Origin of the sequence: Solimonas aquatica, from assembly GCF_900111015.1 — a bacterium.
Taxonomy (GTDB): Bacteria; Pseudomonadota; Gammaproteobacteria; order Nevskiales; family Nevskiaceae; genus Solimonas; species Solimonas aquatica.
In genome coordinates, this window is the sequence record NZ_FOFS01000010.1 from 170,457 (window position 1) to 196,417 (window position 25,961).

At 66.5% G+C, this 25,961-nt stretch carries 23 protein-coding genes and 1 tRNA gene; 3 read left to right on the plus strand and 21 right to left on the minus strand.

Annotated features, from left to right (window positions below; all coding sequences use genetic code 11):
- Nucleotides 1–10 precede the first annotated feature (10 nt).
- A complete protein-coding gene (locus BMY12_RS13585; protein ID WP_093287222.1) occupies nucleotides 11–3,199 on the minus strand; it encodes an efflux RND transporter permease subunit in 3,189 nt (1,062 codons plus the stop codon).
- A gap of 220 nt (nucleotides 3,200–3,419) precedes the next feature.
- Here BMY12_RS13585 and BMY12_RS13590 point away from each other — a divergent pair, with 220 nt between their 5' ends.
- Nucleotides 3,420–4,079: an energy-coupling factor ABC transporter permease gene (locus tag BMY12_RS13590; protein ID WP_093287225.1), complete on the plus strand. Its 660-nt coding sequence runs from the start codon at nucleotides 3,420–3,422 to the stop codon at nucleotides 4,077–4,079.
- Here BMY12_RS13590 and radA read toward each other — a convergent pair whose 3' ends face one another.
- From radA to rnr, 9 genes are all read right to left on the minus strand, one after another.
- Nucleotides 4,080–5,447: a DNA repair protein RadA gene (radA, locus tag BMY12_RS13595; protein ID WP_093287227.1), complete on the minus strand. Its 1,368-nt coding sequence runs from the start codon at nucleotides 5,445–5,447 to the stop codon at nucleotides 4,080–4,082.
- 5 nt (nucleotides 5,448–5,452) lie between these two features.
- Nucleotides 5,453–6,550, minus strand: a complete 1,098-nt coding sequence (gene alr, locus BMY12_RS13600; protein WP_093287230.1) for an alanine racemase — start codon at nucleotides 6,548–6,550, stop codon at nucleotides 5,453–5,455.
- Entirely contained in the window at nucleotides 6,547–7,923 is a 1,377-nt protein-coding gene (gene dnaB / locus BMY12_RS13605) for a replicative DNA helicase (RefSeq protein ID WP_218140195.1), read from the minus strand. Before dnaB ends, alr begins: the two co-directional genes overlap by 4 nt.
- A 124-nt stretch (nucleotides 7,924–8,047) precedes the next feature.
- A complete protein-coding gene (gene rplI, locus BMY12_RS13610; protein ID WP_093287233.1) occupies nucleotides 8,048–8,506 on the minus strand; it encodes a 50S ribosomal protein L9 in 459 nt (152 codons plus the stop codon).
- A gap of 12 nt (nucleotides 8,507–8,518) precedes the next feature.
- Nucleotides 8,519–8,749 carry a 30S ribosomal protein S18 gene (gene rpsR, locus BMY12_RS13615; RefSeq protein ID WP_093287235.1) on the minus strand — a complete coding sequence of 77 codons (231 nt, stop codon included), beginning with the start codon at nucleotides 8,747–8,749 and terminating at the stop codon, nucleotides 8,519–8,521.
- Nucleotides 8,750–8,752: 3 nt separating this feature from the next.
- Nucleotides 8,753–9,157, minus strand: a complete 405-nt coding sequence (rpsF, locus tag BMY12_RS13620) for a 30S ribosomal protein S6 (RefSeq protein WP_093287238.1) — start codon at nucleotides 9,155–9,157, stop codon at nucleotides 8,753–8,755.
- A gap of 139 nt (nucleotides 9,158–9,296) precedes the next feature.
- Entirely contained in the window at nucleotides 9,297–10,052 is a 756-nt protein-coding gene (gene rlmB / locus BMY12_RS13625) for a 23S rRNA (guanosine(2251)-2'-O)-methyltransferase RlmB (RefSeq protein WP_218140196.1), read from the minus strand.
- A 197-nt stretch (nucleotides 10,053–10,249) separates the two neighbouring features.
- On the minus strand, nucleotides 10,250–10,945 hold the full coding sequence (locus BMY12_RS13630) for a YiaD family glycine zipper/OmpA-like lipoprotein (protein WP_093287243.1): 696 nt from the start codon (nucleotides 10,943–10,945) through the stop codon (nucleotides 10,250–10,252).
- Nucleotides 10,942–13,299 carry a ribonuclease R gene (gene rnr, locus BMY12_RS13635; RefSeq protein ID WP_177188996.1) on the minus strand — a complete coding sequence of 786 codons (2,358 nt, stop codon included), beginning with the start codon at nucleotides 13,297–13,299 and terminating at the stop codon, nucleotides 10,942–10,944. The genes BMY12_RS13630 and rnr overlap by 4 nt, the downstream gene beginning before the upstream one ends.
- 76 nt (nucleotides 13,300–13,375) lie before the next feature.
- On the opposite strand from rnr, the gene BMY12_RS13640 reads away from it, so the two are divergent.
- Nucleotides 13,376–13,460, plus strand: a tRNA-Leu gene (locus BMY12_RS13640).
- A 94-nt stretch (nucleotides 13,461–13,554) separates the two neighbouring features.
- On the opposite strand, the gene BMY12_RS13645 is transcribed toward BMY12_RS13640, so the two are convergent.
- On the minus strand, nucleotides 13,555–14,208 hold the full coding sequence (locus BMY12_RS13645; RefSeq protein WP_177188997.1) for a lysophospholipid acyltransferase family protein: 654 nt from the start codon (nucleotides 14,206–14,208) through the stop codon (nucleotides 13,555–13,557).
- A gap of 258 nt (nucleotides 14,209–14,466) precedes the next feature.
- Here BMY12_RS13645 and BMY12_RS13650 point away from each other — a divergent pair, with 258 nt between their 5' ends.
- Nucleotides 14,467–14,682, plus strand: coding sequence for a hypothetical protein (locus BMY12_RS13650; protein ID WP_093287248.1), 216 nt, complete (start codon nucleotides 14,467–14,469; stop codon nucleotides 14,680–14,682).
- Nucleotides 14,683–14,684: 2 nt separating this feature from the next.
- Here the strand turns inward: BMY12_RS13650 and BMY12_RS13655 are convergent, their stop codons facing one another.
- The 10 genes from BMY12_RS13655 to BMY12_RS13700 all read right to left on the minus strand — a co-directional run bounded on the left by BMY12_RS13655 (nucleotide 14,685) and on the right by BMY12_RS13700 (nucleotide 25,744).
- Nucleotides 14,685–15,977 (minus strand): adenylosuccinate synthase, encoded by a 1,293-nt coding sequence (locus tag BMY12_RS13655; RefSeq protein ID WP_093287251.1) that lies wholly within the window; start codon nucleotides 15,975–15,977, stop codon nucleotides 14,685–14,687.
- Nucleotides 15,978–16,006: 29 nt separating this feature from the next.
- Complete coding sequence (locus tag BMY12_RS13660; protein WP_093287254.1) at nucleotides 16,007–16,984, minus strand: ATP phosphoribosyltransferase regulatory subunit; 978 nt, start codon at nucleotides 16,982–16,984, stop codon at nucleotides 16,007–16,009.
- Between the two features lie 7 nt (nucleotides 16,985–16,991).
- Complete coding sequence (locus BMY12_RS13665; protein ID WP_245732508.1) at nucleotides 16,992–17,183, minus strand: DUF2065 domain-containing protein; 192 nt, start codon at nucleotides 17,181–17,183, stop codon at nucleotides 16,992–16,994.
- Nucleotides 17,180–18,046, minus strand: coding sequence for a protease modulator HflC (gene hflC, locus BMY12_RS13670; protein ID WP_093287256.1), 867 nt, complete (start codon nucleotides 18,044–18,046; stop codon nucleotides 17,180–17,182). Before hflC ends, BMY12_RS13665 begins: the two co-directional genes overlap by 4 nt.
- Nucleotides 18,043–19,170 carry an FtsH protease activity modulator HflK gene (gene hflK, locus BMY12_RS13675; RefSeq protein WP_093287259.1) on the minus strand — a complete coding sequence of 376 codons (1,128 nt, stop codon included), beginning with the start codon at nucleotides 19,168–19,170 and terminating at the stop codon, nucleotides 18,043–18,045. The genes hflC and hflK overlap by 4 nt, the downstream gene beginning before the upstream one ends.
- A 204-nt stretch (nucleotides 19,171–19,374) precedes the next feature.
- A complete protein-coding gene (hflX, locus tag BMY12_RS13680) occupies nucleotides 19,375–20,685 on the minus strand; it encodes a ribosome rescue GTPase HflX (protein ID WP_093287262.1) in 1,311 nt (436 codons plus the stop codon).
- Nucleotides 20,686–20,744: 59 nt separating this feature from the next.
- A complete protein-coding gene (gene hfq / locus BMY12_RS13685; protein ID WP_093287263.1) occupies nucleotides 20,745–21,002 on the minus strand; it encodes an RNA chaperone Hfq in 258 nt (85 codons plus the stop codon).
- A gap of 77 nt (nucleotides 21,003–21,079) precedes the next feature.
- Nucleotides 21,080–22,009, minus strand: coding sequence for a tRNA (adenosine(37)-N6)-dimethylallyltransferase MiaA (gene miaA, locus BMY12_RS13690; protein ID WP_093287266.1), 930 nt, complete (start codon nucleotides 22,007–22,009; stop codon nucleotides 21,080–21,082).
- 250 nt (nucleotides 22,010–22,259) lie between these two features.
- Nucleotides 22,260–24,056: a DNA mismatch repair endonuclease MutL gene (gene mutL / locus BMY12_RS13695; RefSeq protein ID WP_093287268.1), complete on the minus strand. Its 1,797-nt coding sequence runs from the start codon at nucleotides 24,054–24,056 to the stop codon at nucleotides 22,260–22,262.
- Nucleotides 24,057–24,412: 356 nt separating this feature from the next.
- Entirely contained in the window at nucleotides 24,413–25,744 is a 1,332-nt protein-coding gene (locus tag BMY12_RS13700) for a DEAD/DEAH box helicase (RefSeq protein ID WP_093287271.1), read from the minus strand.
- Between the last annotated feature and the right edge of the window lie 217 nt (nucleotides 25,745–25,961).

Below are 25,961 nucleotides of genomic sequence, written 5' to 3' on the forward strand. Positions count from 1 at the left end.
CGACGACTCCTCAGGCCCGCACGCCGGCCGCGCGGCCGTGCACGAGCGTGAACACGCAGGGAACGAACAGCAGGGTGGCGACGGTGGCGAACAGCAGGCCACCGATCACGGCACGGCCCAGCGGCGCGTTCTGCTCGCCGCCGTCGCCCAGGCCCAGGGCCATGGGCACCATGCCGATGATCATGGCCAGCGCCGTCATCAGCACCGGCCGGAAACGCGTGAAGCCCGCTTCCAGTGCCGCGGTGAAGGCGCTGTCGCCGGCATCGAGCCGTTCACGCGCGAAGCTCACCACCAGCACGCTGTTGGCGGTGGCCACGCCCATGCACATGATCGCGCCGGTGAGCGCCGGCACGCTGACCGTGGTGTGCGTGAAGAACAGCATCCAGACGATGCCGGCCAGCGCCGCCGGCAGCGCGCTGATGATGATCAGCGGGTCCAGCCAGGACTGGAAATTGACCACGATCAGCAGATACACCAGCACCACCGCGCCGGCCAGTCCCAGCAGCAGGCCGTTGAAGGACTGCTGCATGGTCTGCACCTGACCGCGCAAGGCGATCTGCGAACCCTTGGGCAGCTGCGCCTCCTGCTCCTTGAGCAGCTTGCGGATCTGCGCGGCGACGAAACCCAGATCCGCGCCCTGCACCGCGCCATAGATGTCGATGGCGGGCGTGGCGTTGTAGTGACTGACCACCGCGGGCCCCATGCTGCGCCGGAAGCCCGCGACGTTGGCGAGGATCTGCTGCTGCGTGGCGCCGTTGTTGACGGTCAGCGGCGTGGTGGCCAGTTCATTGAGCGAGTCCAGGCGGTACTGCGGCGTCTGCGACACCACCGAATACTGCGTACCGCTCTTGGGATCGACCCAGAACGCGGGCGAGGTCTGGTAGCTGCCGGCCAGCGACACCAGCAGATTGCTGGCGACGTTCTGCTGCGTGAGGCCGAGCTGCTCGGCCTTGCTGCGATCGACATCGACATTGATCTGCGGGTAGTCGTTGCTCTGCTGGATGCGCAGATCCACGGCCCCCGGAATGCCGCGCATCTTTTCCAGCAACAGCTGCGCGTAGGCGCGGTTCTCCGCCTGCTTGAAGCCGCTGATCTGGATGTCGATGGCACTGGGCAGGCCGAAGTTGAGAATCTGGCTGACGATGTCGGCCGGCAGCAGCGCAAAGCTCACACCGGGAAAATCGCGCGGCAGCTGTTCGCGCAACAAGGCCAGATATTCAGCGGTGGGACGATGCCGCTCGCGCAGGGAGATGAGGATGTCGGCATCGCCGGGCCCCACCGGCGCCGAGGTGCTGTAGGAGAGATTGATGCCGCTGTAAGGCAGGCCGATGTTGTCGACCACGCTGTCCAGCTCCTGCGCCGGAATCAGGGCGCGCACGCGCGCCTCGACCTCATCGCACAGGGCCGCGGTCTCTTCGATGCGGATGCCGCTGCGCGCGCGCAGATGCAGCTTGATCTGCCCGGCATCGACGCTGGGGAAGAAGTCCTGTCCCAGACCCGGCAGCAAGCGGCCGAAGGGAAAAGCCAGCAGCGCGGTGGCGCTGACACACAGCAGGAACAGCAGCACGAAGCGCGGCCCGGCCTGCAGCGTGCGCCTGAGCAGGGCGTGATAACGCTCGCGCAGCTGGCCGAAGCGCGCCTCGAAGCCGGCCTGGAAACGGCCCAGGCTGCGCCGCAGGCCGATCAGGCCCGCGCTGCCGGCGGCGCGCCGCTGCGGATCGTGGGCCTTGAGCCAGTACTGCGCCAGCGTCGGCACCAGGGTACGCGATAGCAGATAAGAGGCCAGCATCGCGAACACCACGGCCTCGGCCAGCGGCACGAACAGATACTTGGAGATGCCGGCGAGCAGGAACATCGGCACGAACACGATGCAGATCGCCAGCGTCGAGACCAGGGCCGGCAGTGCGATCTGCCGCGCACCGTCCATGATCGCGGTCGGCACGTCCTTGCCCTGCTCCAGATGCCAGTTGATGTTCTCGATGGTGACCGTGGCATCGTCCACCAGGATGCCGACCGCCAGCGCCAGACCCCCGAGAGTCATGATGTTGATGGTCTCGCCGAGCATGGACAGGCAGATGATGGAGGCCAGAATCGACAGCGGGATGGAGATGGTGATGATCAGCGTGCTGCGCCAGCTGCCGAGGAACAGCAGAATCATCAGGCCGGTGAGCGCCGCGGCAATCACCGCCTCGCGCAGCACACCGGAGACGGCGGCGCGCACGAAGATCGACTGATCGCCCAGCGCGTCGATCTTCAGCTCCGGCGGCAGCGCGGCGCGGATCTGCGGCAGGCGCTGCTTGATGCTGTTGACGATGTCCAGCGTGGAAGCGCTGCCGGTCTTGAGCACCGACATCAGCACCGCACGATGACCATTGAGGCGCACGATATTGGTCTGCGGCGAGGCGCCGTCGTGCACATAGGCGACGTCGCGGATATAAAGCAGCTTGCCGTTCTCGCTGCGGATCGGCAGGTTGTTGAGCTCCGCGATCGCATTCGGGCTGGCGTTGAGCTTGATGAAATATTCCAGGCTGCCGATCTTTTGCGAGCCCGAGGGCAGAATCAGGTTCTGGGCGCCGATGGCGGCGGTGATGTCGGAGGCCGAGAGCCTGTGCGCGCGCAGGGCCTGCGGATCGAGATCCACCTGCACCTGACGCTGCCGGCCGCCGTAGGGAAACGGCAGCGAGGCGCCGGCCACGGTGGCCAGCGCGGTGCGGATGATGTTGTTGCCCAGATCGAACATCTTGGATTCGGACAGCGTGTCGCTGGACAGCGCCAGCTGGATGATCGGCACGCTGGAGGCGCTATACGCCAGCACGAAGGGCGGCGTGGTGCCCGGCGGCGAGGCGGCCAGCTGGGTCTGTGCCACGGCCGCGATCTGGGAGTACGACAGCGGCAGATTCACGCCCGGCTGGAAGAAATACTTCACCACGGCGGTGCCGTTGAGCGACTGCGACTCGGTGTGCTCGATGTCGTTGACCACGGTCTGCGCGACGCGCTCGGAAAACAGCACGAGGCGGTTGGCCATGTCCTCCGGCGGCAGGCCGCCGTAGCGCCAGATGGTGGCCACCACCGGGATGTTGATGTTGGGGAAGATGTCGGTGGCGGTGCGCAGAATCGTGAACACGCCCAGCAGCACGATCAGCAGGGCCAGCACGATGAACGTGTAAGGCCGCTGCAGGGCGATTCGGACGATCCACATGACAGGCTCCGGAATGAGGTTCCGCAAAAACCAGGGCGCCGGCGCCAGCGCAGAAGGGCGGCAAGCGGGCGCCGATTATGGATTATCGATAATCTTCGACCAATAGGTGAAAGTGCCCAGCAGCGGCGCAGCACGCGGCCGGGCTTGCGCCGTCATCGCGGCTGCGCGAAGCTGATCGAGCCGCTTTGCGGCGGCACTGGTTTTCATCCGCACGGACACCATGCATCTGCTCTGCCCGCCACTGCCCTTCCCTCTGCTTTCGGCACTCTGGCTGCTGACGCTCGGCGGTCTCTGGCTGCTGGCGCAACGCGCGCCCTGGCGTCTGCTGCTGAATGCCGAGAACTTCAACATCTTTCTGGGCGCCAGTGCCGCGGTGCTGGCACTGTGGCTGGTACGCGCGGGCCTGGGGCCGAATCTGCGCCTGCATCTGATCGGCGCCACCGCGCTGACCCTGATGTTCCGCCCCACCTTCGCCTTGCTGGCGCTGAGCCTGATCGTCGGTGGCTTCTCGGTGTTCGATCATCAGCTGTCGGCCTTCCTGCCGAATCTGCTGCTGATGGGCGTGCTGCCGGTGGCGGTGTCCTGGGCCTCGCACCGTCTGGCGCAGCGCTTCCTGCCGCCGAACTTCTTCGTCTATGTGTATCTCAACGCCTTCGCCAGTGCCGCGCTGTCGATGTTGTCCGTGGGCCTGGCGGGGTTGATCTGCCTGGCGCTCAACGGCCGCAGCAGTCATTACCTGCTCAGCCAGTATCTGCCGGCCTTCGTGCTGCTGGCCTGGAGCGAGGCCCTGCTCACCGGCATGGCGATGAGCCTGATGGTGGTGTGGAAACCGCGCTGGGTGTCCACCTTCAGCGACGCCTGGTATCTGCGCGGACGCTGATCAGAACAGGTCCAGCGCTTCCTGCAGGCGCGACACCGCGTGCACCTCGATGTCCAGCTTGGCGCCACGACGCGGCTTGTTGGCCTCCGGTACGATGGCGCGCTTGAAGCCGTGCTTGGCGGCTTCGATCAGGCGCTCCTCGCCCGCCGCCACCGGGCGCACCTCGCCGGCCAGACCCACTTCGCCGAAGGCGATGCAGTCCTCCGGCAGCGGCCGGTTGCGCAGGCTGGACAGCGCCGCCAGCAGCAGCGGCAGATCGGCGGCGGTCTCCTGGATGCGCATGCCGCCGACCACGTTGACGAACACATCCTGATCGGCCAGCGAGATGCCGCCGTGGCGATGCAGCACGGCGATCAGCATGTTGAGGCGATTGCCTTCCAGACCCAGGCTCACGCGGCGCGGATTGCCGATCAGCGACTGATCGACCAGGGCCTGCACTTCCACCAGCAGCGGCCGGCTGCCCTGGCGCGTGACCGTCACCACGCTGCCCGGCACCGGCGCGCCATGACGCGAGAGAAACAGCGCGGAAGGATTGCTCACTTCCTTGAGGCCGGCGTCGGTCATCGCGAACACGCCCAGCTCGTTGACCGCACCGAAGCGATTCTTCACCGCGCGGATCAGACGGAAACGCGAGCCGGGGTCCTGCTCGAAATACAGCACGGTGTCGACCATGTGCTCCAGCACGCGCGGGCCGGCGATGGCGCCTTCCTTGGTGACGTGCCCCACCAGCATCACCGCCACCTGCCGCGACTTGGCGTAGCGCACCAGCTGCGCCGCGCACTCGCGCAGCTGGGAGACCGAGCCCGGCGCCGAGTCCAGGCTGTCGGTGTAGAGGGTCTGGATGGAGTCGATCACCACCAGGCCGGGCTTGAGCGCTTCCAGCTGCGCGAGAATCGGCTCCACACCGGTTTCCGCCAGCACCGGCAGATCCAGGCGCGGCAGCCCCAGGCGGCGCGCGCGCAGATGCACCTGGCTCAAGGATTCCTCGCCGGTCACGTACAGCGTGGGCAGATGGTTCTGCACCTGCGCCAGCATCTGCAGCAGCAGCGTGGACTTGCCGATGCCCGGATCACCGCCGATCAGCACCACCGCGCCGGGCACGATGCCGCCGCCCAGCACCCGGTCGATCTCGGTCATGCCGGTGGCGGCGCGCGGCTCGTCCTGCAGCTGCACCTCGTCCAGGCGCAGCACGCGATTGCCGGTCAGGCCCGCCGTGCCGCTCATGCCGCCGCCACGCGCCGGGCGGATGCTCATCGCCGTGGTCTCGCTCAGGGAATTCCAGGCGCCGCAGTCCGGACACTGCCCCACCCACTTCGGGCTGCTGGCGCCGCACTCGCTGCAGACATACTGGGTCTTGGCCTTGGCCATGAAGTTCAGTCCTCGCCCGCGGCGTGCAGATGCCGGAAGTGCACGCGCTGGGTCAGGCCGCAGAACAACTCATAGGCGATGGTGTCGGCATGTGCCGCCACTTCCTCGGCCGGCAGGCCCGGCCCCCAGAGCTGCACGGTGTCGCCAACCTGGGCCTGCGGCACCGCGCGCAGATCGAGCGTGATCATGTCCATGGATACGCGACCGGCAAAGGGCACGCGCTGCCCCTGCACCAGCACCGGCGTGCCATCGGCGAAGGCGCGGTGGATGCCGTCGGCATACCCCACGGCCACCACGCCGATGGGCATGCGCGCCGGGCAGCGATAGCGGCGGCCATACCCGATGCTCTCGCCGGCCTCGAACCAGCGCACCGCGATCAGCCGGCTCTCCAGCTTCATCGCGGGTCTGAGGCCCAGGCTTTGCGCCGAGCGGTCCGGCAGCGGCGAGCAGCCATACAGCGCCAGGCCCGGCCGCACCCAGTCGGCGCGCGCCTGCGGCCAGGCGATCAGGCCGGCCGAGTTGCCGATGGACCGCGCGCCGGGCACGCCCTGCAGCGCGGCATCGAACGCGCCGATCTGCTGCGCGGTGAAATCGCTGCCCGGCTCGTCGGCGCAGGCCAGATGCGTGAGCCAGCCGCAGAGCTTCCAGTTGGGACGCTCGCGCAGCACGCGCTGCAGCTGCGGCACATCGGACAGGGGAAAGCCCAGGCGATGCATGCCGCTGTCGAGCTTGAACCACAGCGACAGGCGCGAGCTTTCCGGCAGCTCATCGAGCAGCGCCAGCTGCCAGTGATCGTGCACCACCACCTGCAGACGCTCGTACACCGCCAGCGCCGCTTCCTCGCTGGAGATCACGCCTTCCAGCAGCGCGATCGGCGCCTGCACATGCGCCTGACGCAGCTCCATGGCCTCTTCCAGACAAGCCACCGCCAGCGCGTCCACGCCGGCGGCTTCCAGGGCGCGCGCCACCGGCACCGCGCCGTGACCGTAGGCGGCGGCCTTCACGGCCGCCATCACCCGCGAGCGCGGCGCGAGTGTGCGCACCACCTGCAGATTGTGTTGCACGGCGGACAGATCCACCGTCGCGGTCACGCGTGGGATCATGCCTCGTATCCGTAACCCGGCTCGCCGTAGGCGAGATTGTCAAAGCGCGTGAACTCGCCCAGGAACGCGGTCTTGGCGGTGCCCAGCGGGCCGTTACGCTGCTTGGCGATGATGATCTCCGCCGTGCCCTTGTCCGGGCTTTCCTTGTTGTAGACCTCGTCGCGGTAGATGAAGATCACGAGATCGGCGTCCTGCTCGATACCGCCGGATTCACGCAGGTCCGACATGCGCGGACGCTTGTTGTCGCGCTGCTCCACGCCACGGTTGAGCTGCGACAGGCCGATCACCGGCAGCTCCAGCTCCTTGGCCAGGGCCTTGAGCGAGCGCGAGATCTCGGCGATCTCATTGGTGCGGTTGTCCTTGGTGCCCGGCACCTGCATCAGCTGGATGTAGTCCACCACGATCAGGCCCAGGCCATGGCGCGCCTTCACACGCCGCGCCCGCGCGCGCACGTCCAGCGGCGACATCGCGCCGGTCTCGTCGATGAACAGCGGCGCCTCGCGCAGCAGGCCGCTGGCCGAGACCATGCGATCCATGTCGCGATCATCCAGTTCGCCGGTCTTGAGCTTCTGCATGGGAATGCGCGCGAACGAGGCCATCATACGCATGGCCAGCTGCTCGGCCGGCATTTCCATGGAGAACACCAGCGCCGGCTTCTTTTCGTAGAGCACGGCGTGCTCGGCGATGTTCAGCGAGAAGCTGGTCTTGCCCATCGCCGGTCGCCCGGCCACGATCACCAGATCGCCCGGATGCAGGCCGGTGGTAAGACGGTCCAGCTCGTTGAAGCCGGTGGACAGGCCGGCGAGCTGGCCCTTGTTCTGGCGCAGGAAGTCGATCTTGCGTTCCACCGCATCCACCAGCTGCGGCATCGCCAGGTATTCGTTCTGCACGCGCTCGGCGCGCTCGCGCAGCTTGAACACGCGCTGCTCGGCCAGATCCAGCAGCTCGGCGTATTCGCGGCCCTCGGGCCGATAGCCCAGCTCGGCGATGTCGCCGCCCACGCCCACCAGCGCGCGCAGCACCGCGCGCTCGCGCACGATCTCGGCATAGGCCATGACATTGGCGGCGCTGGGCGTGTCATTGGCCAGCATGCCCAGATAAGCCAGGCCGCCGGCTTCCTCCAGCTGGCCGCGCGCCTTGAGAAACTCGGAGAGCGTGATGAAGTCGCAGGGCTTGTGCGCGCTGGAGAGTTCGGCGATCGCGGTGAAGATCAGGCGATGGTCTTCGCGGTAGAAATCATCGGCGCCGAGCTTGTCGGCCAGATCGTCCCACCAGCGGTTCTCCAGCATCAGTCCGCCCAGCACCGCCTGCTCGGCTTCGAGCGAGTACGGCGGCGCCTTGGGCTGCTGCTGGATTTTCAAGGGCGTGCTCATCGTCAGACTCAGCAATACCGGTTGGAGATTGTCGCGCCTTGCCGGATGGGGCGGAAGACTTGTAAAAACAAAACGGCCCGCACGAGGCGGGCCGTTTGCGGGACGAGAAGCCTTGGCGCGGGGTTCAGGCCTTGGTCCGCTCTTCCTCGACGACCACGGTCAGGCTGGTCTCCACCTCGGTGTGCAGACGCACCGCCACGGTGTAGCTGCCGATGGCGCGGATCGGGCCGGTGACCATGTCGATTTCGCTCTTGCGCAGCGACAGGCCGGCAGCCTCGGCGGCCTCGACGATTTCGGCAGGACCGACCGAACCGTAGAGCTTGCCTTCTTCGGCAGCCAGGGCCTTGATGGTCAGCGTCTTGCCGGCCAGCGCTTCGGCGCGGATCTTGGCGGCGTTGATGCTTTCGTTGGCCTTCTTCACCAGCTCGGCCTTGCGCGCCTCGAAGACCTTGCGGTTGGCATCGGTGGCGGCCAGGGCCTTGCCCTGCGGCAGCAGGAAGTTGCGGCCGAAGCCCGGCTTGACCTTGACGGTGTCGCCCAGGTCGCCCAGCTTCTTGATCTTTTCCAGGAGAATGACATCCATGACTTGGCTCCCTTACACGTGCTTGTCGGTGTACGGCAGCAAGGCCAGGAAGCGCGCGCGCTTGATCGCCAGGGCCAGCTCGCGCTGATAGCGCGTGCGGGTGCCGGTGATGCGGGCGGGCACGATCTTGCCGTTTTCGCCGATGTAGCCCTTGAGCATGGCCAGATCCTTGTAGTCGATCTTGGGGGCCTTGTCCGAGCTGAACTTGCAGGACTTCTTGCGACGGTAGAACTGCTGTGCCATGACTTAGGCTCCTTCCTCGGTGGTTTCCTCGGCCGTCGCGTCAGCGTCGTTGCCGCGCGAACGGAATTCACCGGGCTTCTTCTCTTCGTCCGGCACCTTGAACAGCGGCGACTGCTCGGTGACCGGGCCTTCGGTACGGATCACCAGCTTGCGGATCACCGCGTCGTTGAAGCGGAAGGCGTTTTCCAGCTCGGCCAGAATCGCGTCGCTGATCTCGACGTTCATCAGCACGTAGTGCGCCTTGTGCGCCTTGGCGATGGGATAAGCCAGCTGACGGCGGCCCCAGTCTTCCAGGCGGTGAACCTTGCCGCCGCCGGACTGGACCATGTTCTTGTAACGCTCGGTCATGGCCGGAACCTGTTCACTCTGGTCCGGATGCACCATGACCACGATTTCGTAGTGACGCATCGTATCTCCTTGTGGACACGCGATTTTTTCGCGTGGCTCCCGGGCTCGGAGGAGACCGTGGAGCAAGAAAAGCCGTCACCGGGATGGCGACGGGGGCGCGAATCTTAGGGGAATCAGGTGCTTGTTGCAATAACAAGCTTCACTTGCCACGCCTGGCCGGTGGCTTCTCGCGCTGGCGGAAGGCCTCGTACAGGCACACGGCGGTGGCCACCGAGACGTTCAGGCTCTCGGTCTTGCCGCGCATGGGAATCTTCACCAGGCGGTCGCAGGTCTCGCGGGTGAGCCGGCGCATGCCCTCGCCCTCGGCGCCCACCACCAGCACCGTGGGCCCGGTGAGATCGACCTCATACAGCGACTCCTTGGCCTCGCCGGCCAGCCCGGTCACCCAGTAACCCAGCTCCTTGAGCCGCTCCAGGCTGCGCACCAGATTGGTCACCGCAATCAGCGGCACGCGCTCGGCGCTGCCGGCGGCGGACTTGCGCGCCACGGCGGTGAGGCTGGCGCTGCGGTCCTTGGGGAGAATCACCGCGTCCACGCCCACCGCCTCGGCAGTGCGCAGACAGGCACCGAGATTGTGCGGGTCCTGGATGCCGTCCAGGGCCAGCAGCAGGCGCTGCGGCTCGGCGGGGCGATACAGCGCATCCTCGGCGTCGAAGGCTTTCTCCGGCACATAGGCCAGCACGCCCTGATGGCGCAGCTCCGGGGCCTTCAGGTCCAGCTCCGAACGCGGCACCACGCGCAGGCGCACCTGGTGCTGCTGGGCCAGGGCCTGCACGCGACGCACGCGCTCGTCCTTGCGCGTGTCGGCGACCAGGATTTCAAAAGGCTTGTCGTGCGCATCTTCCAGCGCCGCGAGCACGGCGTGAAAACCGCCGATCAGAGTGGACTTGGCCAAGGCTGCAAACTTCCGTTGTGAGTGGCGCGCATTGTCCGCAAAAAAAGAAGCCCCCGCGAGCGGGGGCTTTCTTTGCCACTGAATTTTCAGGCTCAGGCACGCCATGCCTGGCGCAACAGCAGTTGCTACCGGATCGCCCTGCCCGGCCATCCATGGCCGGGCGTTCGGAAGATGGCGACCTTCGGTCGCCATCTTCCTCACCCGCCCAGATAAGGCGGCGGCGCCCAGGCCTGCTGCTCGTTGCCCTGCACCACCGGCTTGATCACGATGTCGACGCGACGGTTGCGCGGCTCCTTGACGTTGTCGCCGGTGCGGACCAGGGGTTCGCGTTCACCGCGACCTTCGGTGCGCATGCGCTGCGTGGGCACGCCCTGGCTCGCCATGTAGCTGGCCACCGAGGCAGCACGATTCTGCGACAGCGTCAGGTTGTACTCATCACTGCCGCTGGTGTCGGTGTGACCCACCACATGAATCACGGTCTGGTCGTAATTCTTCAGGATGGCGGCAATCTTGCCGTAGGTATCCAGCGCCGCCGGCTTGAGCTGGGCGCTGCCCAGATCAAAGCTGACGTCGGCGGCGATACCCACCTTCAGCGAACCATCGGACAGGCGCGTGATCTGCAGCTCGTTGTTGCGCTGCTCTTCGGCCAGCTGCTGATTCAGCTCGGCCTGCTGCTTGTCCATGTAGTTGCCGACCGTGCCGCCCGCCAGACCGCCGATGATGGCACCGACGATGGGCGCGCCGCGCGCGCCGCTGACCTGATGACCCAGCACGCCGCCGGCGATGGCACCAATCACGGCGCCGGTCTTGGCGCGGGCATTGGGATCATCGGTGGCACAGGCGCTCAGGGCCGCGATACTCACCGACACGATGAGAGGACGGATCAACTTCATGATTTTTTCCTGGATGGTTTTGAAGGCTTGCCGAAAGTCTTGCCGCGCTGCTTCATGGCTTCCGAGCGCAGCTGCGTGCCGCGCGAGATCTGCTTGAGCAGTTCCAGATCGATTTTGCGTTCGTCGAGATTAACGCGGACTAAACGCACCCGGAGCTTGTCACCCAAACCGAAAGCACCGCCGCTGCGGCTGCCGACCAGACGATACGCCCGGTCGTCGAATTCATAGTAATCGTTTTTGAGCGTGGAGACATGCACCAGACCGTCCACGTACAGGCCGTCGAGCTCCACGAACAGGCCGAAGGGCGCGACGCTGCTGATGGTGCCGTCGAACTCCTCGCCGACGCGATGGCGCATGAACTCGCACTTGAGCCAGGTCACCACCTCGCGCGTGGCCTCGTCGGCGCGCCGCTCGGTCATCGAGCAATGCGTGCCCAGCGCTTCCATCTGCTCGCCGTTGTAGGCGAAGTCCTTGGCCTTGGCCTTGGTGCGCAGCAGACCGCGCCGGATGATCGCGTGCTTGAGCGCGCGATGCAGCAGCAGGTCGGGATAACGGCGGATCGGCGAGGTGAAGTGCGCGTAATGCGTGAGCGCCAGACCGAAGTGGCCGCTGTTGGCCGGGCTGTAACGCGCCTGCATCAGGCTGCGCAGCAGGATGGTCTGGATCAGGCCCTGGTCGGGCCGGTCCTTGGCCGCCGCCAGCACCTTGGCGAAATCCATGGCGCTGGGCTTGTCGGCGCCGCCCAGGGACAGGCCGCGCAGCGCCAGGAACTCGCGCAGCACCGCCACCTTGTTGGCATCCGGGTCCTGATGCACGCGATACAGCGTCGGCAGCTTGGCCTTCTCGGTGAGCTCGGCGGCCTCGACAAAGGCCGCGATCATGCATTCCTCGATCAGCCGATGCGCGCGATTGCGCGTGACCGGCACGATGCGATCGATCTTGCGCTCGCCGGAAAACACGATACGGGTTTCGGTGGATTCGAAATCGATGGCGCCGCGCCGGCTGCGCGCCGCGAACAAGGCCTCGAACACTTCGTTGAGCGTCTGCAGATGCGGCAACAGCGGCGCACGGCTTCTGGCCAGCTCGCCCTGCGGCTGATCGAGCATGGCGGCGACATCTTCGTAGATCAGCCGCGCCTGCGAGCGCATCACCGCTTCGTAGAACTTGGACTTGGCGACTTCACCATCAGCGCTCACCCGCATCTCGCAGACCATGCACAGGCGGTCCACATTCGGGTTGAGCGAGCACAGGCCGTTGGAGAGCTTCTCCGGCAGCATCGGGATCACGCGCTGCGGGAAGTACACCGAGTTGCCGCGCTTCGAGGCTTCCTTGTCCAGCGGCGTGTCGGGACGCACATAGGCCGAGACATCGGCGATGGCCACCCACAGCGTCCAGCCGTTCTTCTTCTCACGACGGGCGTGCACGGCATCGTCGAAGTCGCGGGCATCGGCGCCGTCGATGGTCACCAGCGGCAGCTCGCGCAGATCGACGCGACCGGCGATCTGCGTCGCCTGCACGGTGTCGGGAATCGCAGCGGCCTCGCGTTCCACGCTCTCGGGCCATTCATTGGGCAGGCTGTGCGCGCGAATCGCCGCCTCGATCTCCATGCCCGGCGCCAGATGCTCGCCGAGAATCTCGGTGACCTTGCCCACCGGCAAGGTGCGATTGCCCGGCGGCTGCACGATTTCCGCCACCACCATATGGCCATGGCGCGCGCCGCCCAGCTCTTCCGGCGGAATCAGCAGGTCCTGCTGCACGCGCGGGTTGTCGGGAATCACATAGGAGATGCCGCGCTCGACATGCAGGCGGCCGACCACGCTGCGGCTGACGCGCTCGATGACCTCGGCCACCACGCCTTCCGGGCGGCCCTTGAAGTCGCGGCCGACCACGCGCACCAGCACGCGGTCGCCATTCATCAGCGCGCGCATCTGCCGCGCCGGCAGGAACACGTCCGGGCCACCGGCATCGGGAATCAGAAAGCCGAAGCCGTCGCGGTGCGCCTGCACACTGCCGGCGACCAGATTCATCTGCGTCACGGGCCCAAAGGCGCCGCGCCGGTTCTGGGCCAGCTGGCCGTCGCGCACCATCGCGCCCAGGCGCTTGGCCAGGGCCTCCTGCTGGCTGAGCTTGGCCAGCGCAAAGCGGCCGATCAACTCATCAACGGTGAGCGGCCCCTCCTCGCCGGCGAGGGTGTCGAGTATCAGCTTGCGGCTGGGGATGGGGTCTTCGTAACGCTGCTGTTCCTGCGCGTACTCGGCGTCGTGATGTTGCCAGTCTTGGCTGTCCGACGCTGACTTGCCGCCCTTCTTATGGGCCGGGGTACGAGGAGAGTTTTGGGTTTGTTTTCTTTTCATTGACAAAGGTAATTGGCGTCGCCACAATGCGCGCCCTTGACGACGACCGCAAGCGCGGTCGGATCAAAACGATCAAGCCGAGATGGCGGAATTGGTAGACGCACCAGTTTCAGGTACTGGCGGGTAACACCGTGGAGGTTCGAGTCCTCTTCTCGGCACCATTGTACAGTCTTGTATAAAGACTTGGACGAAACAGAAAACCCCGTTCGCGGGGTTTTTTGTTGTCCGCCATCTTTGCCGCGCAATGCCGCCTGCTCAGGCGTCCCGCGCCGCCAGCGCCGTGGACTCCAGCCGCAGCAGCGCCTCGGTGAGTTGCTGCTGGTAATGCGCAAATTGCGCAAACGAGGTGTCGGCCGGAATGTCGATCGGCGCGCCGTAACAGACATCCACGCGCGTGAAGGGCTTGGGCAGACGGAAGGCATCCCAGCTGGGAAACGACCAGTAGCGTCTGGGCAGGGTCAGATAAGGGACGATGGGCCGTCGCGACAGACGCGCCATTTCGATGATGCCGGGCTTGACCTCATGCGCCGGGCCGCAGGGTCCATCGACGGTGATCGCGCCCGGCAGACCGGTCTTGAGCACCTCGATCATCTCGTCCTTGGCCTGCTTGCCGCCCTTGTCACGCTCGCCGCGTCGCGAACTGCCGCGCAGCACGCGATGCCCCAGCCGCTCGCAGATATAAGCCACGCCGGCGCCATCACTGGAACGCGAGATCATCACGCAGTGCGGCACGCCCGTCTGGGCGAGAATGCCGCCGAACAGGTTCTGATGCCAGATCGCCAGCACATAACCCTGCGCCGGCAGACTGGCGAGCTGCTGGCCCGCGCGGCAAGAACGGAAGCGGTAACTGGAAGCCAGGACGCGCACCAGCAGATAGGCGACGCGCAGCAGCAACATTTTTCCCGGCATGACAGCAGTGCTCTTCGGACATTCCGCGGCAGGCTCCAGGCGCGCTGCGGCGGACGCGGGAGGAAACAGAGTCTGCATTGAGTTGCCAGCCACTGCAGTGGGCAGCTTACAGGCTTTTTGCAGGCCAGGACATTGCGCCGGGACATTGCACACGCATTCCGGCGCGCCACAAGGCCGTCGCGGATTTGCTTTTACGGCGACCTGCGCGCACCGTGCACTGCTGTGCCGCAGACTGCCGCACACTCACGGAGAGTTGTGATGGAAGCGTCGTTCAAGGTTGGCAACGTCGTCATGCAGCAGGCCGGCGGCCTGCGCATGAAGATCACGGCGGTGGACAAGGAAAGCGGCCGTATCCGTTGCAGCTGGACGCGCGGGCCGGCCAAGTACACGCAGACCTTCGATGCCAAGGACCTGATCCTCAGCACGGCGGTGGCGCTGCCCCTGCCTGCGGTTCCGCCGGCGCGCCGGCGCTAGCCTCAGTCGAAGGGATTCTCCAGCACCATGGTGTGCTCGCGGTCCGGGCCGGTGGAGATGATCGCCACCTTGGTCCCGGTGACTTCTTCCAGGCGCTTGAGATAACGGCGCGCGGCCTCGGGCAGATCCTCGTAATGGGTCACGCCGTAGGTGTTGCACTGCCAGCCCGGCATTTCCTCGTAGATCGGCTCCACCGCAGCAAAGCCTTCGGCGCCGATCGGCGGCACTTCCACTTCCTGGCCATTGACCCGGTAACCGGTGCAGATGCGGATCACGTCCAGCTCGTCGAGCACGTCGAGCTTGGTCACGCACAGGCCGGTGACGCTGTTGTTGAAGATCGAACGGCGCGCGGCCACCGCGTCGAACCAGCCGCAGCGGCGCGGACGCTTGGTGACGGTGCCGTACTCGGCGCCCTTGTCGCGGATGTGCTGGCCGATGTCGTTGTCCAGCTCCGTGGGGAACGGCCCGGAGCCGACGCGCGTGGCATAAGCCTTGACGATGCCCAGCACATAATCGAGTTCACGCGGGCCCACGCCGGTGCCGGTGGCGGCGCCGCCGGCGGTGGTGTTGGACGAGGTGACGTAGGGATAGGTGCCGTGGTCCACGTCCAGCAGTGCGCCCTGCGCGCCTTCGAACAGCACGCGGTCGCCGCGCTTCAGATGCTGGCGCAGCAGCTCGGTGACGTCCGCCACCATCGGCCGCAGCACCTCGGCATAGCCGAGCAGCTCATCGAGCAGCTTCTGGAAATCGACCGGCTCTTCCTTAAAATAATTCTGCAGCACGAAGTTGTGATAGCCGAGCAGCTCGCCGAGCTTGGCGGCCAGCAGCTCGCGCGAGAACAGGTCACCGACGCGCACCGCGCGCCGTGCCACCTTGTCCTCGTAAGCCGGGCCGATGCCCTTGCCGGTGGTGCCGATCTTGTTCTCGCCGCGGGCACGCTCCCGCGCCTGATCGAGCTTCACATGCACCGGCAGCACCAGCGGCGTGGCCTCGGAGATGCGCAGACGATCCCGCACCGAAGCGCCGGTGGCCTCCACCTTCTCGATCTCGCGGATCAGGTCCGGCACCGAGAGCACCACGCCATTGCCGATCAGGCAGGCCACGCCCGGCCGCATGATGCCGGAGGGAATCAGGTTCAGCGCGGTCTTCACACCGTTGATGACCAGGGTGTGGCCGGCATTGTGGCCGCCCTGGAAGCGCACCACCGCCTGCACGCGGTCGGTGAGCAGGTCCACGACCTTGCCCTTGCCCTCATCGCCCCATTGCGCACCGATCACCACTACGGTCTTAGCCATGACTACGTTCCCTGAAAAATTCCTGATGCTTACGCGGCAAGCCGCAGCAGTTCATTGAGGTCGGCGGAGAAGCCCGTGGCCGGACGCGGCGCGCCGAACTCCGCGCCGACGCCGTCATAACGCCCGCCGCGCGCGATCTCGCGGCCGTGGCCGGCGACGAAGGCGGCGAACACCATGCCGGTCTGGTAGCGATAGCCGCGCAGCTCCGACAGATCGAGGTGGATCGGCAGCTTGGGCATCTCGCGTGACAGCTCGCCGACGGTCTGCGCCAGTGTGTCGAGCGCGCCGCGGATGGTCTTGTTGGCGCCCAGCACCTCGCGCGCACGCGCCAGCACCGCCTTGGGTTCGCCGTGCAGATCCATCAGCTCGCCCACAGCGCGCGTCACGCGGGGCTTGAGGCCACGCGCTGCGGCGAACTCGTGGAGATCGGGATGCGACTTGCGCTGTACGATGTCGAACAGCGCGGCTTCGTCCTCGCCGTCCAGGCCCAGGCTGGCCACCTGCGCGCGGTAGATGCCGACATGCCCCAGATCCAGATGCACGCCGCGCACGCCGGCGAGCTTGAGCGTCTTGAGCATCACGCGCAGCACTTCGAGGTCGGCAGCGATGCCCGGTTCACCAAAGATTTCGCAGCCCACCTGCCGCGGCGAGCGCGGCCCGCCCAGATCATCGGCCTGCGAGCGCAGCACCGTGCCCAGATAGCAGAGGCGCACGATGGCCTCGGCCGGGTAATGACGCGCGGCGATGCGCGCAGCCTGCGGCGTCATGTCGGCACGCAGCCCCAGCAGCCGGCCGCTGGCCGGATCGGTGAGCTTGAAGATCTGCTGTTCCAGATCCTGCGCGGTGCCGGTGAGCAGCGCGTCCAGATGTTCCAGCAGCGGCGGGAACACCAGCTCGTAGGCGCTCTTGCGGTAATAGTCCAGCAGCTTGCGGCGCAGGTCTTCCAGCTGCCAGGACACCGGCGGCAGGGCTTCTTCAACGCCGGCAGGCAACATCCATTTTTTCATTGCTTGCTTACACCAACTGCAGTATGGCGACGCCGATCAGCATGCTGAACAGCCCGATCGTGCGCAGACTACGGCTTTCCATTTGCGCAATCGTGAACAGCAGCTGCCGCCAGCGCGCCGGCGCCAGGAACGGCAGCAGGCCCTCGATCACCATGACCAGGGCCACCGCCCGCAGGAACTCGCCCGCAACCGCGTTCACGACCCGGAATTCTTGAAGTACTTGAAGAAGGGGCTGTCGGGATGCAGCACCATCACGTCGCCCTGGCCGCCCAGGCTGTCCTTGTAGACGGTCAGCGAGCGATAGAAGCTGTAGAACTCCGGATCCTGGCCGAAGGACTTGGCGTAGATCGCCGCCGCCTTGGCATCGCCCTCGCCCTTGAGCTGCTCGGCCTGCTTGTAGGCATCGGCGAGCAGGATCTGCGCCTGCTGATCGGCGGTGGCGCGGATCTTCTCGGCCTCTTCGGCGCCGCGCGCACGCAGATCGGTGGCGACGCGCGCGCGCTCCGAGCGCATGCGGTCGTAAACCGAGTCGCTGGCCGCCTGCGGCAGATTGATCGACTTCAGACGCACGTCGATGATGTTGATGCCCAGATCCTTGAGCTTGGACTCCACGCTGCCGCGCAGGTCGGTCATGATCGCATTGCGCTCATCGGACACCGCCTGCTGGATGGTGCGCGAGCCGAACTCGTCACGCAGCGCGCGGTTGACGATGCTGGCCAGACGATCCATGGCCACCAGCTCCTGGCCGCGCGTGGAGCGGTAGTAGACCGCCGGATCGGCGATCTGCCACTTCACGTAGTAGTCCACCTCGACGTTCTTCTTTTCGACGGTGAGGAAGTTTTCGGTCTGGTTGTCCAGCGTCAGCACGCGGCCATCGAAGGTGCGCACCGCCTGGAAGAAAGGCAGCTTCAGATGCAGGCCCGGCTCGTAGTTCTGGCCGCGCAGCTCGCCGAACTGGAACAGCAGGGCGCGCTGACGCTGATCGACCACGAACACCGAATTGACCAGCGTCCAGGCCAGCAGCAGGGCCACCGCAACCGTCATCATGGTGGTGTTTTTCATCGGCGGCTCCGGTCGCGCGAACGATCAGTATCGGCGGACGATCCGCTGCCGCCATGCGAAAGATTCGGCGTGCCGACGTAGTCCTGCTGCAGCTCGCCGCCGCGTGCGTTGCGCAGCAGCTGATCGATGGGCAGGTACAGCATCGAGCCGTTCTTGTCGCTGTCGATCAGCACCTTGCTGGAACCACCCAGCACGCTCTGCATCATGTCCAGATACAGACGCTCGCGGGTGACCTTGGGCGACTTCTTGTACTCACCCACCAGCTTGTCGAAGCGGGCGGCATCGCCTTCGGCCTTGGCCACCACCTGATCGCGATAGCCCGTGGCTTCGGCGATCTGTCGCGCGGCGGCGCCGCGCGCCTTGGGCAGGCGGTCGTTGGCGTAGGCCTCGGCCTCGTTCTTGACGCGCTGCTGATCCTCGCGCGCCTTGATCGCGTCGGCGAAAGCCGCCTGCACCGGCTCCGGCGGCTGCGCCTGCTGCAGGTTCACTTCCGTCACCACCAGGCCGCTCTTGTAAGCGTCGAGACGCTCCTGCAGCAGGCGCTTGGTTTCGTCCGCCACTTCTTCACGGCCGTCGGTGAGAATGAAATCCATGGTGCTCTGCCCCACCACCTCGCGCACTGAGGCCTTGGTGGCCTGCTTGAGCGTGATGTCCGGATCGGCGACCTGGAACACGTAATCGTCCACCTTGGAGACGCGGTACTGCACCGACAGCTCCACGTCCACGATGTTTTCGTCGCGGGTCAGCATGGTGGCCTGCTCGCGCACCGAGCGCACGCCGGTGACATTGACCACCTCGGCGGTGTCGATCGGCCAGGGCAGATGCCAGTGCAGGCCCGGACGCGTGGTGTCGACGTGCTGGCCGAAGCGCAGCACCACCGCCTGCTCCTGCTCGTCCACCACATAAAAACCGGAAGCCAGCCACAGCACCGCGAACAGGCCGAGCACCAGACCGGCCACGCTGCCGTTGAGGCTGCCACCCGGCGGCGGCGTACCGCCGCTGCCGCCGAAGCGGTCCTTGAGGCGCTTGAGAATGTCCTCCACCTGCGCCGAGGGACTGCGGTCACCGCGCTTGGGGCCTTGATTCCAAGGATCGCGGCCGGGCCCCGGCTCATTCCACGCCATGTCTAGACTCCATCATTCATTTTTCGATTTACCGCGTTTCCTGGCAATCGTGACAAGACAGCCTGCGGCAAACATGGAAACGCCCCTCAAGCGGGGCGGCGGGCCCCGAACCGCCGCAGGCACTGCCCTGCGGCCCACCAACGGGGCTGCGCAGTTTAGAGCCTGACGGCCATGCTGTCATCGCCGGCACCCGCAAGCGGTCCCTCATCCGGCGGACAGCTCCCAGGGCTCGCGCGGCGGCAGCGGCAGGCTGACGCCGGCCGCCTCGCACAGTCCGCGCAGACGCTCGTAAGGCATGGCCACGCGCAGGTGAAAATTGCCCTGCTCGTCCACGCTCTCGGCGCGTACTGCGTGATGCCCGAACAACTGCGCCCGCAGGCGCCCGGCGCCCGGCGGCAGCACCAGCTCCTGCTCGGCCAGCTCCGGCGCGATGCATTCGACGATCGCCTCGCGCAGCAACTCCAGTCCGGCACCGCTGCGCGCCGACACATAGACCCGCTGCGGGCGGCCGAGTTCGTCGCGCTCGATGCGGGGCGCCTCGTCGGGCCGCAGATCGATCTTGTTGAACACCTGCAGGCTCGGCACTTCCTCGGCGCCGATCTCGCGCAGCACCTCCTCCACCTGCTGGATGCGGCTCATGCGCTCGGGATCGGCGGCATCCACCACATGCAGCAGCAGGCGCGCCTCGCGCGCCTCTTCCAGCGTGGCGCGGAAGGCCGCGATCAGGTCATGCGGCAGATCGCGGATGAAACCCACGGTGTCGGCCAGCAGCACGGTGTCACCGGCCGGCAGCTGCAGGCGGCGCACGGTGGTGTCCAGTGTTGCGAACAGCTGGCTCGATGCAAAGGTGAGATCGCCGGTGAGCGCGTTGAACAGCGTGGACTTGCCGGCATTGGTGTAGCCCACCAGCGACACCGTCGGCACCTCGTTGCGTGCGCGTGCGGCGCGGCTCTGCGCGCGACGGCCGCGCACCGCCTCCAGATGACGCTTGAGGGTGCTGATGCGCTCGCGGATCAGGCGGCGGTCCATTTCCAGCTGGGTTTCGCCAGGGCCGCGCAGGCCGATACCACCGCCGCGCTGACGTTCCAGATGCGTCCAGCCGCGCACCAGGCGCGTGGCGATATGCTGCAACTGCGCCAGCTCCACCTGCAGCTTGCCCTCGTGGGAACGGGCGCGGGTGGCGAAGATGTCGAGAATCAGGCCCGAGCGGTCGAGCACGCGGGCCTTGAAGATCTTTTCGAGATTGCGCTCCTGGCTGGGCGAGAGCGCGTGATTGAAGATCACCAGTTCGGCCTGGCTCGCAGCCACGGCGTCGGCAATCTCCTGCGCCTTGCCGGAGCCGACGAACAGGCCGGGATCAGGCTCACGCCGGCTGCCGCCGATGACTTCGATCACCTCGGCGCCGGCCGAACGCGCCAGCTCGATGAATTCCTGGCGGTCGGACTCGAAATCCGCAAGCGGAAATTCGAGGTGGACCAGCAGCGCGCGCTGGCCCGCCTTGGGACGTTCAAACATGCGGGGAGGTCAGAGCCGGCGACCCGACGTCGCCGGCCTGCATGAGACGGATACAGCCTTCAAGCGGCGCCAGGCTCCGAGCCCTCACCTTCGTTCTCGGCATCGTAGACGCGTACCGCGCGCGCCGGCACCACGGTGGAAATGGCGTGCTTGTAGACCATCTGGCTGACGCTGTTACGCAACAGCACGACAAAGGAGTCAAAGGACTCGATCTGGCCCTGCAGCTTGATGCCGTTGACCAGGTAAATGGAAACCGGGATGCGCTCTTTGCGCAGCGCGTTCAGAAACGGTTCTTGTAGCGTATGACCTTTCGACATCGTAATTTCCTTATGTTCATCCGGGCTTACGTGGCCTGGATGTGAGTTGTGTACCGAGTGTAGCACGGCGCGGGCAGCTAGCCGCCCGCCGCTCGGTAGGCCGCAAGCGCCCGTTCGAACAGCTGCGGCTGACCCGGATCCAGCCACTGCAGATCCGGCTCCCGACGCAGCCAGGTGAGCTGCCGCTTGGCGAGCTGACGGGTGGCGGCAATCCCTTGCGCCACCGCCGCATCCAGGCTGCAGTGCCCGGCCAGATACTCCCAGAGCTGGCGATATCCGACCGCGCGAATCGACGGCAGTTCCGGATGCAGATCACCGCGCCGGTACAGAGCCTGCACTTCTTCGAGCAAACCTTGCGCCATCATCACCGCAAAACGCTGCTCGATACGATGATGCAGCTCACGGCGCTGCGGGGGATTGAGTGCCAGCTTGCACCAGCGATACGCCGAGGGTATCGCGCGTCCCTGCCGCTGACTGGCCGCCTGCCCGCTCAGCTCGATGATTTCCAGCGCGCGCTGCACGCGCTGCTGGTCGTTGGGATGCAGACGCGCGGCGATGACCGGGTCCAGCTCGGCCAGTCGCGCATGCAGCACCGAGCGCCCGAGTTCGCGCGCCTCGCGCTCCAGGCGCGCGCGCAGCTCGGGATCGGCCGAGGGCAGATCGCTCAGCCCCTGCGTCAGCGCCCGGAAATACAGCATGGTGCCACCCACCAGCAGCGGCTCACGCCCGCGCGCCCGGATCTCGCCGATCAGGCGCAGCGCGTCCTCGGCAAAGCGCGCCGCCGAATACGGCTCGCTGGGGTCGAGGATGTCGAGCAGATGGTGCGGCACCCGCGCGCGCATCGCGGCATCCGGCTTGGCACTGCCGATGTCCATGCCGCGATACACCAGGGCCGAATCCACCGAGATGATTTCCATGTCCAGCTGCCCGGCCAGCGCCAGCGCCAGCTCACTCTTGCCGGAGGCGGTGGGGCCCATCAGCAGGATGATGGGAGCGCTTGGATTCATAAACGCGATGATGGCAGTAGGCCGTACAGCCTAAATCAATGCGGGCGGCCGGGCGCGCTTCAAGCGCGTGCGAGCTTCGCTCGCACAAACCCGGTGACGCCATCCATGGCGCGACTGCCGATCCCGATTGAACCCCGGCCCGCGTTCGGCTCAAGCCGGCATGACATTGAGTCATGCCGGCCCTCGGGCCAAACGCTCCATGGCCGGGCGCGCTGAAGCGCGTGCGAGCTTCGCTCGCACAAGTAGCGCTTCAGCGCCCTCTCAGAAACAATCGATCCAGTTCGGCGAGCGTGATCTGTACCCAGGTCGGACGGCCGTGGTTGCATTGATTGGAAAGCTCGGTGGCTTCCATGTCGCGCAGCAAGGCGTCCATCTCCGGCAGGCTCAGGCGACGGTTGGCCTTGATCGCGGCCTTGCAGGCGACATCGGCGAGGATGCGCTGCTGGGCATCCAGGGCCTCACCGAAGTGGCTGATGCTGTCGCGCTGCGCCTCGTCGGCCACCAGTTCGCGCAGCAGGGTGGCGACATCGCTGCGCGCCAGCAGCGGCGGCAGGGCGCGGATCAGCACGCTGCCCGGACCGCTGCGATCCAGCTCGAAACCGTAGCGCAACAGTTCCTCGCGGCGCGCCTCGAGCGCATCGGCCTCGTCTTCGTGCAGATTCAGAGCCTCCGGCACCAGCAGGCGCTGCGCCGGTACCGCGCCCTCGGCAAGCTGGCGCTTGAGCCGTTCATAGACCACGCGCTCATGGCCGGCATGCGCGTCGATCAGCACCAGGCCCTGTTCGTTCTGCGCCAGGATGTAAATGCCCAGCACCTGCGCCAGCGCGGTGCCCAGGGGGCGATCCGTGGCCGGCACGGCGGCCGGCTCCGCCGGCTGCGCGTCGAAGGCAGGCGCAGGCTCGTAGCGCGGGGCCGGCTCGCGCAGATCCAGGCGCAGCGCTGCGGCGGCGGGAATGGGCCGCGGCACCGTGCCTGGCGCGCTGAATCCAGGCACCGCCGCCGGTGCTGCGGACTCACTGTGCAGACGCACCTGATGATGGTGCTCGGGCTCGGGCCGCAGGCGTCGCAGCAGCTGGTGCACGGCGGCGAACAGCAGATCATGCACGCGCGTGGCATCGCGAAAGCGCACCTCGGTTTTCTGCGGATGCACGTTGACATCCACCGCCGCCGGATCGATTTCCAGATACAGCACATAGGCCGGGTAATGCGTGGAATGCATGACATCGGCAAATGCGCGGCGCAGGGCGAAACCCATCAGGCGGTCGCGCACCAGACGGCCGTTGACGTAGAGATACTGCAGATCGGCCTGCGTGCGCGCGAAGGATGGCAGCCCCACCCAGCCGTGCAGGCGCATGCCCAGGCGCGACTCGTCCATCGCCACCGACTGCGCGAGAAACTCCTCGCCGCAGATCTCGCGCAGGCGCGCCAGACGCCCTTCCTCCCCGGCCGCGGGGACGAATTCATAGACCCGCCGCTTGTTGTGGCGCAGTGCCCAGCCGACGTCGAAGCGCGACAGCGCCAGCCGCGACACCGCCTGCTGAATCTGGCGGAACTCGGTGGCTTCCGACTTCAAGAACTTGCGCCGTGCTGGCGTGTTGAAGAACAGATCGCGCACCTCGATGCTGGTGCCCTGCGGATGCGCGGCCGGACGCGCCGCGCCTTCCACATCGCCGGCGCCGCCGATCTCCCAGGCATGCGCGGCCTCGGCACTGCGCGAGACCAGTTTCAGACGCGAGACCGAAAGAATGCTCGGCAGTGCCTCGCCCCGAAAGCCCAGCGTGGCGACGCGCTCCAGATCATCGAGTTCAGCGATCTTGCTGGTGGCGTGGCGGGTCAGCGCCAGCGGCAGCTCATCGCGGCTGATGCCACGGCCGTCGTCGCGGATGCGGATCAGCGCGCTGCCACCCTGCTCCACCTCGATCTCGATGCTGCGCGCGCCGGCGTCGAGACTGTTCTCGACCAGTTCCTTGACCACGGCGGCGGGGCGCTCGACGACTTCGCCGGCGGCAATCTGATTGACCAGAACGTCGGGGAGAATGCGGATCATCGCCGTATTCTAGCGAGGCGCCTGCACACGCCGGCGAAGTCGTCGAGCGCAGCGTGCCTGAAGCCGTCCATGGCGCGACCTTGAACCTCGATCCAACCCCGGCCCGGCCATCCATGGCCGGGCGTTCGCCCCCTGGCGAAGCCTTGCTTCGCCAGGGACTCACCCGGCGGCAATCTGATTGACCAGAACGTCGGGGAGAATGCGGATCATCGCCGTATTCTAGCGAGGCGCCTGCACACGCCGGCGAAGTCGTCGAGCGCAGCGTGCCTGAAGCCGTCCATGGCGCGACCTTGAACCTCGATCCAACCCCGGCCCGGCCATCCATGGCCGGGCGTTCGCCCCAGGCGAGGCTCAGCTCAATGCACTTTCCGCGACTTGCCGGCGCGATGCTCGGCCGACTTCTGCGGCTTGTTGCCGCCGCCGTGGCCGTGCGCGCCACCACGACCCTGCGGGCCATAGCGCTTCTGCGGCTGCTGTCGGGGTGATTTGCGGTTCTGGCTCATGTCCTGATCTTCCGATGGGGTCGACGAGGCCGCGCCGGGCTCGAAGCCGGCCACCTCAAAGCTCTGCAGCTGCCGCCGCAGCAATTTCTCGATGCCGCGCAGATCATCCCGTTCATCACGGCTGACCAGGGAGAAGGCCTCGCCGGCCTGCCCGGCGCGACCGGTGCGGCCGATGCGATGCACATAGTCTTCCGGCACGTTCGGCAGTTCGAAGTTCACCACCTGCGGCAGCTGCTCGATGTCCAGACCGCGCGCGGCGATGTCGGTGGCCACCAGCATGCGTAGCGTGCCGTCCTTGAATTCCGCCAGTGCGCGGGTGCGCGCGTTCTGGCTCTTGTTGCCATGCAGGGCGGCGGCGCGGATGCCGGCCTTCTCCAGCTTTTCCACCAGACGGTTGGCGCCGTGCTTGGTGCGCGTGAACACCAGGGTCTGCTGCCAGTTATAACCCTTGGCCAGATGAATCAGCAGCTCGGCCTTGCGCGACTGGTCGACGAACAGCACGCGCTGCTGCACGGTCTCGGCGGCGGAGTTGCGCGGCGCGATGTCGATGGTCACCGGCTCGTGCAGCAGACCTTCGGCGAGCTTGCGGATGTCCGGCGAGAAGGTGGCCGAGAACAACAGGTTCTGGCGCTTGCCCGGCAGCAGCTTGATGACGCGGCGGATGTCGTGGATGAAACCCATGTCGAGCATGCGGTCGGCCTCGTCCAGCACCAGCACCTCGATCCTGGACAGGTCGATGGTCTTCTGTCCGGCGTGGTCGAGCAGACGCCCCGGCGTGGCCACCACGATCTCGGCACCGCGGGCCAGGGCCTCGATCTGCGGATTGATGCCCACGCCGCCGAACACCAGCACGGTGCGCAAAGCCTGCAGATGCTTGCCGTAGGTACGCACGGACTCCAGCACCTGCGCCGCCAGTTCGCGTGTGGGCACCAGCACCAGCACGCGCGGCTGCCTGGCGGCGGACTTCAGGGGCTTTTCCTGCAGGCGCTGCAGGATCGGCAGGGTGAAGGCGGCGGTCTTGCCGGTGCCGGTCTGCGCGGCGGCCAGCAGATCATGCCCGGCGAGAATTTCGGGGATGGCGCGCGCCTGAATCGGCGTGGGCGTCTGATAGCCCTCGTCGCTCAGGGCGCGCAGCAGGGCGGGCGCGAGGCGCAGGGCCTCGAAAGTGGGAAGCTCGGATGACATTGCAAAAACTCCTGAACGCCTGTGCCGAACGCTTTCGCGCCGGGCCGGTTCAGGACGCATGAATTGGATAATGAGTAAACGCCACGGCTCTGTCCTGTCGGGCAAAACCTGAAGTGCGCTGTAACGCGACTTGACCACCGTCAACCGGAATACGGTGTCACGCGTGCTGTGCAGTATAGCGATGTGTCGCGGTTTGACCTAATCTTGCACCTGACGA

Bases quoted from the DNA above. Each gene is read 5' to 3' on its own strand.
- BMY12_RS13585 (WP_093287222.1), bottom strand. From the start codon at position 3,199: ATGTGGATCGTCCGAATCGCCCTGCAGCGGCCTTACACGTTCATCGTG.
- BMY12_RS13590 (WP_093287225.1), top strand. From the start codon at position 3,420: ATGCATCTGCTCTGCCCGCCACTGCCCTTCCCTCTGCTTTCGGCACTC.
- radA (WP_093287227.1), bottom strand. From the start codon at position 5,447: ATGGCCAAGGCCAAGACCCAGTATGTCTGCAGCGAGTGCGGCGCCAGC.
- alr (WP_093287230.1), bottom strand. From the start codon at position 6,550: ATGATCCCACGCGTGACCGCGACGGTGGATCTGTCCGCCGTGCAACAC.
- dnaB (WP_218140195.1), bottom strand. From the start codon at position 7,923: ATGAGCACGCCCTTGAAAATCCAGCAGCAGCCCAAGGCGCCGCCGTAC.
- rplI (WP_093287233.1), bottom strand. From the start codon at position 8,506: ATGGATGTCATTCTCCTGGAAAAGATCAAGAAGCTGGGCGACCTGGGC.
- rpsR (WP_093287235.1), bottom strand. From the start codon at position 8,749: ATGGCACAGCAGTTCTACCGTCGCAAGAAGTCCTGCAAGTTCAGCTCG.
- rpsF (WP_093287238.1), bottom strand. From the start codon at position 9,157: ATGCGTCACTACGAAATCGTGGTCATGGTGCATCCGGACCAGAGTGAA.
- BMY12_RS13630 (WP_093287243.1), bottom strand. From the start codon at position 10,945: ATGAAGTTGATCCGTCCTCTCATCGTGTCGGTGAGTATCGCGGCCCTG.
- rnr (WP_177188996.1), bottom strand. From the start codon at position 13,299: ATGAAAAGAAAACAAACCCAAAACTCTCCTCGTACCCCGGCCCATAAG.
- BMY12_RS13645 (WP_177188997.1), bottom strand. From the start codon at position 14,208: ATGCCGGGAAAAATGTTGCTGCTGCGCGTCGCCTATCTGCTGGTGCGC.
- BMY12_RS13650 (WP_093287248.1), top strand. From the start codon at position 14,467: ATGGAAGCGTCGTTCAAGGTTGGCAACGTCGTCATGCAGCAGGCCGGC.
- BMY12_RS13655 (WP_093287251.1), bottom strand. From the start codon at position 15,977: ATGGCTAAGACCGTAGTGGTGATCGGTGCGCAATGGGGCGATGAGGGC.
- BMY12_RS13660 (WP_093287254.1), bottom strand. From the start codon at position 16,984: ATGAAAAAATGGATGTTGCCTGCCGGCGTTGAAGAAGCCCTGCCGCCG.
- hflC (WP_093287256.1), bottom strand. From the start codon at position 18,046: ATGAAAAACACCACCATGATGACGGTTGCGGTGGCCCTGCTGCTGGCC.
- hflK (WP_093287259.1), bottom strand. From the start codon at position 19,170: ATGGCGTGGAATGAGCCGGGGCCCGGCCGCGATCCTTGGAATCAAGGC.
- hflX (WP_093287262.1), bottom strand. From the start codon at position 20,685: ATGTTTGAACGTCCCAAGGCGGGCCAGCGCGCGCTGCTGGTCCACCTC.
- hfq (WP_093287263.1), bottom strand. From the start codon at position 21,002: ATGTCGAAAGGTCATACGCTACAAGAACCGTTTCTGAACGCGCTGCGC.
- miaA (WP_093287266.1), bottom strand. From the start codon at position 22,009: ATGAATCCAAGCGCTCCCATCATCCTGCTGATGGGCCCCACCGCCTCC.
- mutL (WP_093287268.1), bottom strand. From the start codon at position 24,056: ATGATCCGCATTCTCCCCGACGTTCTGGTCAATCAGATTGCCGCCGGC.
- BMY12_RS13700 (WP_093287271.1), bottom strand. From the start codon at position 25,744: ATGTCATCCGAGCTTCCCACTTTCGAGGCCCTGCGCCTCGCGCCCGCC.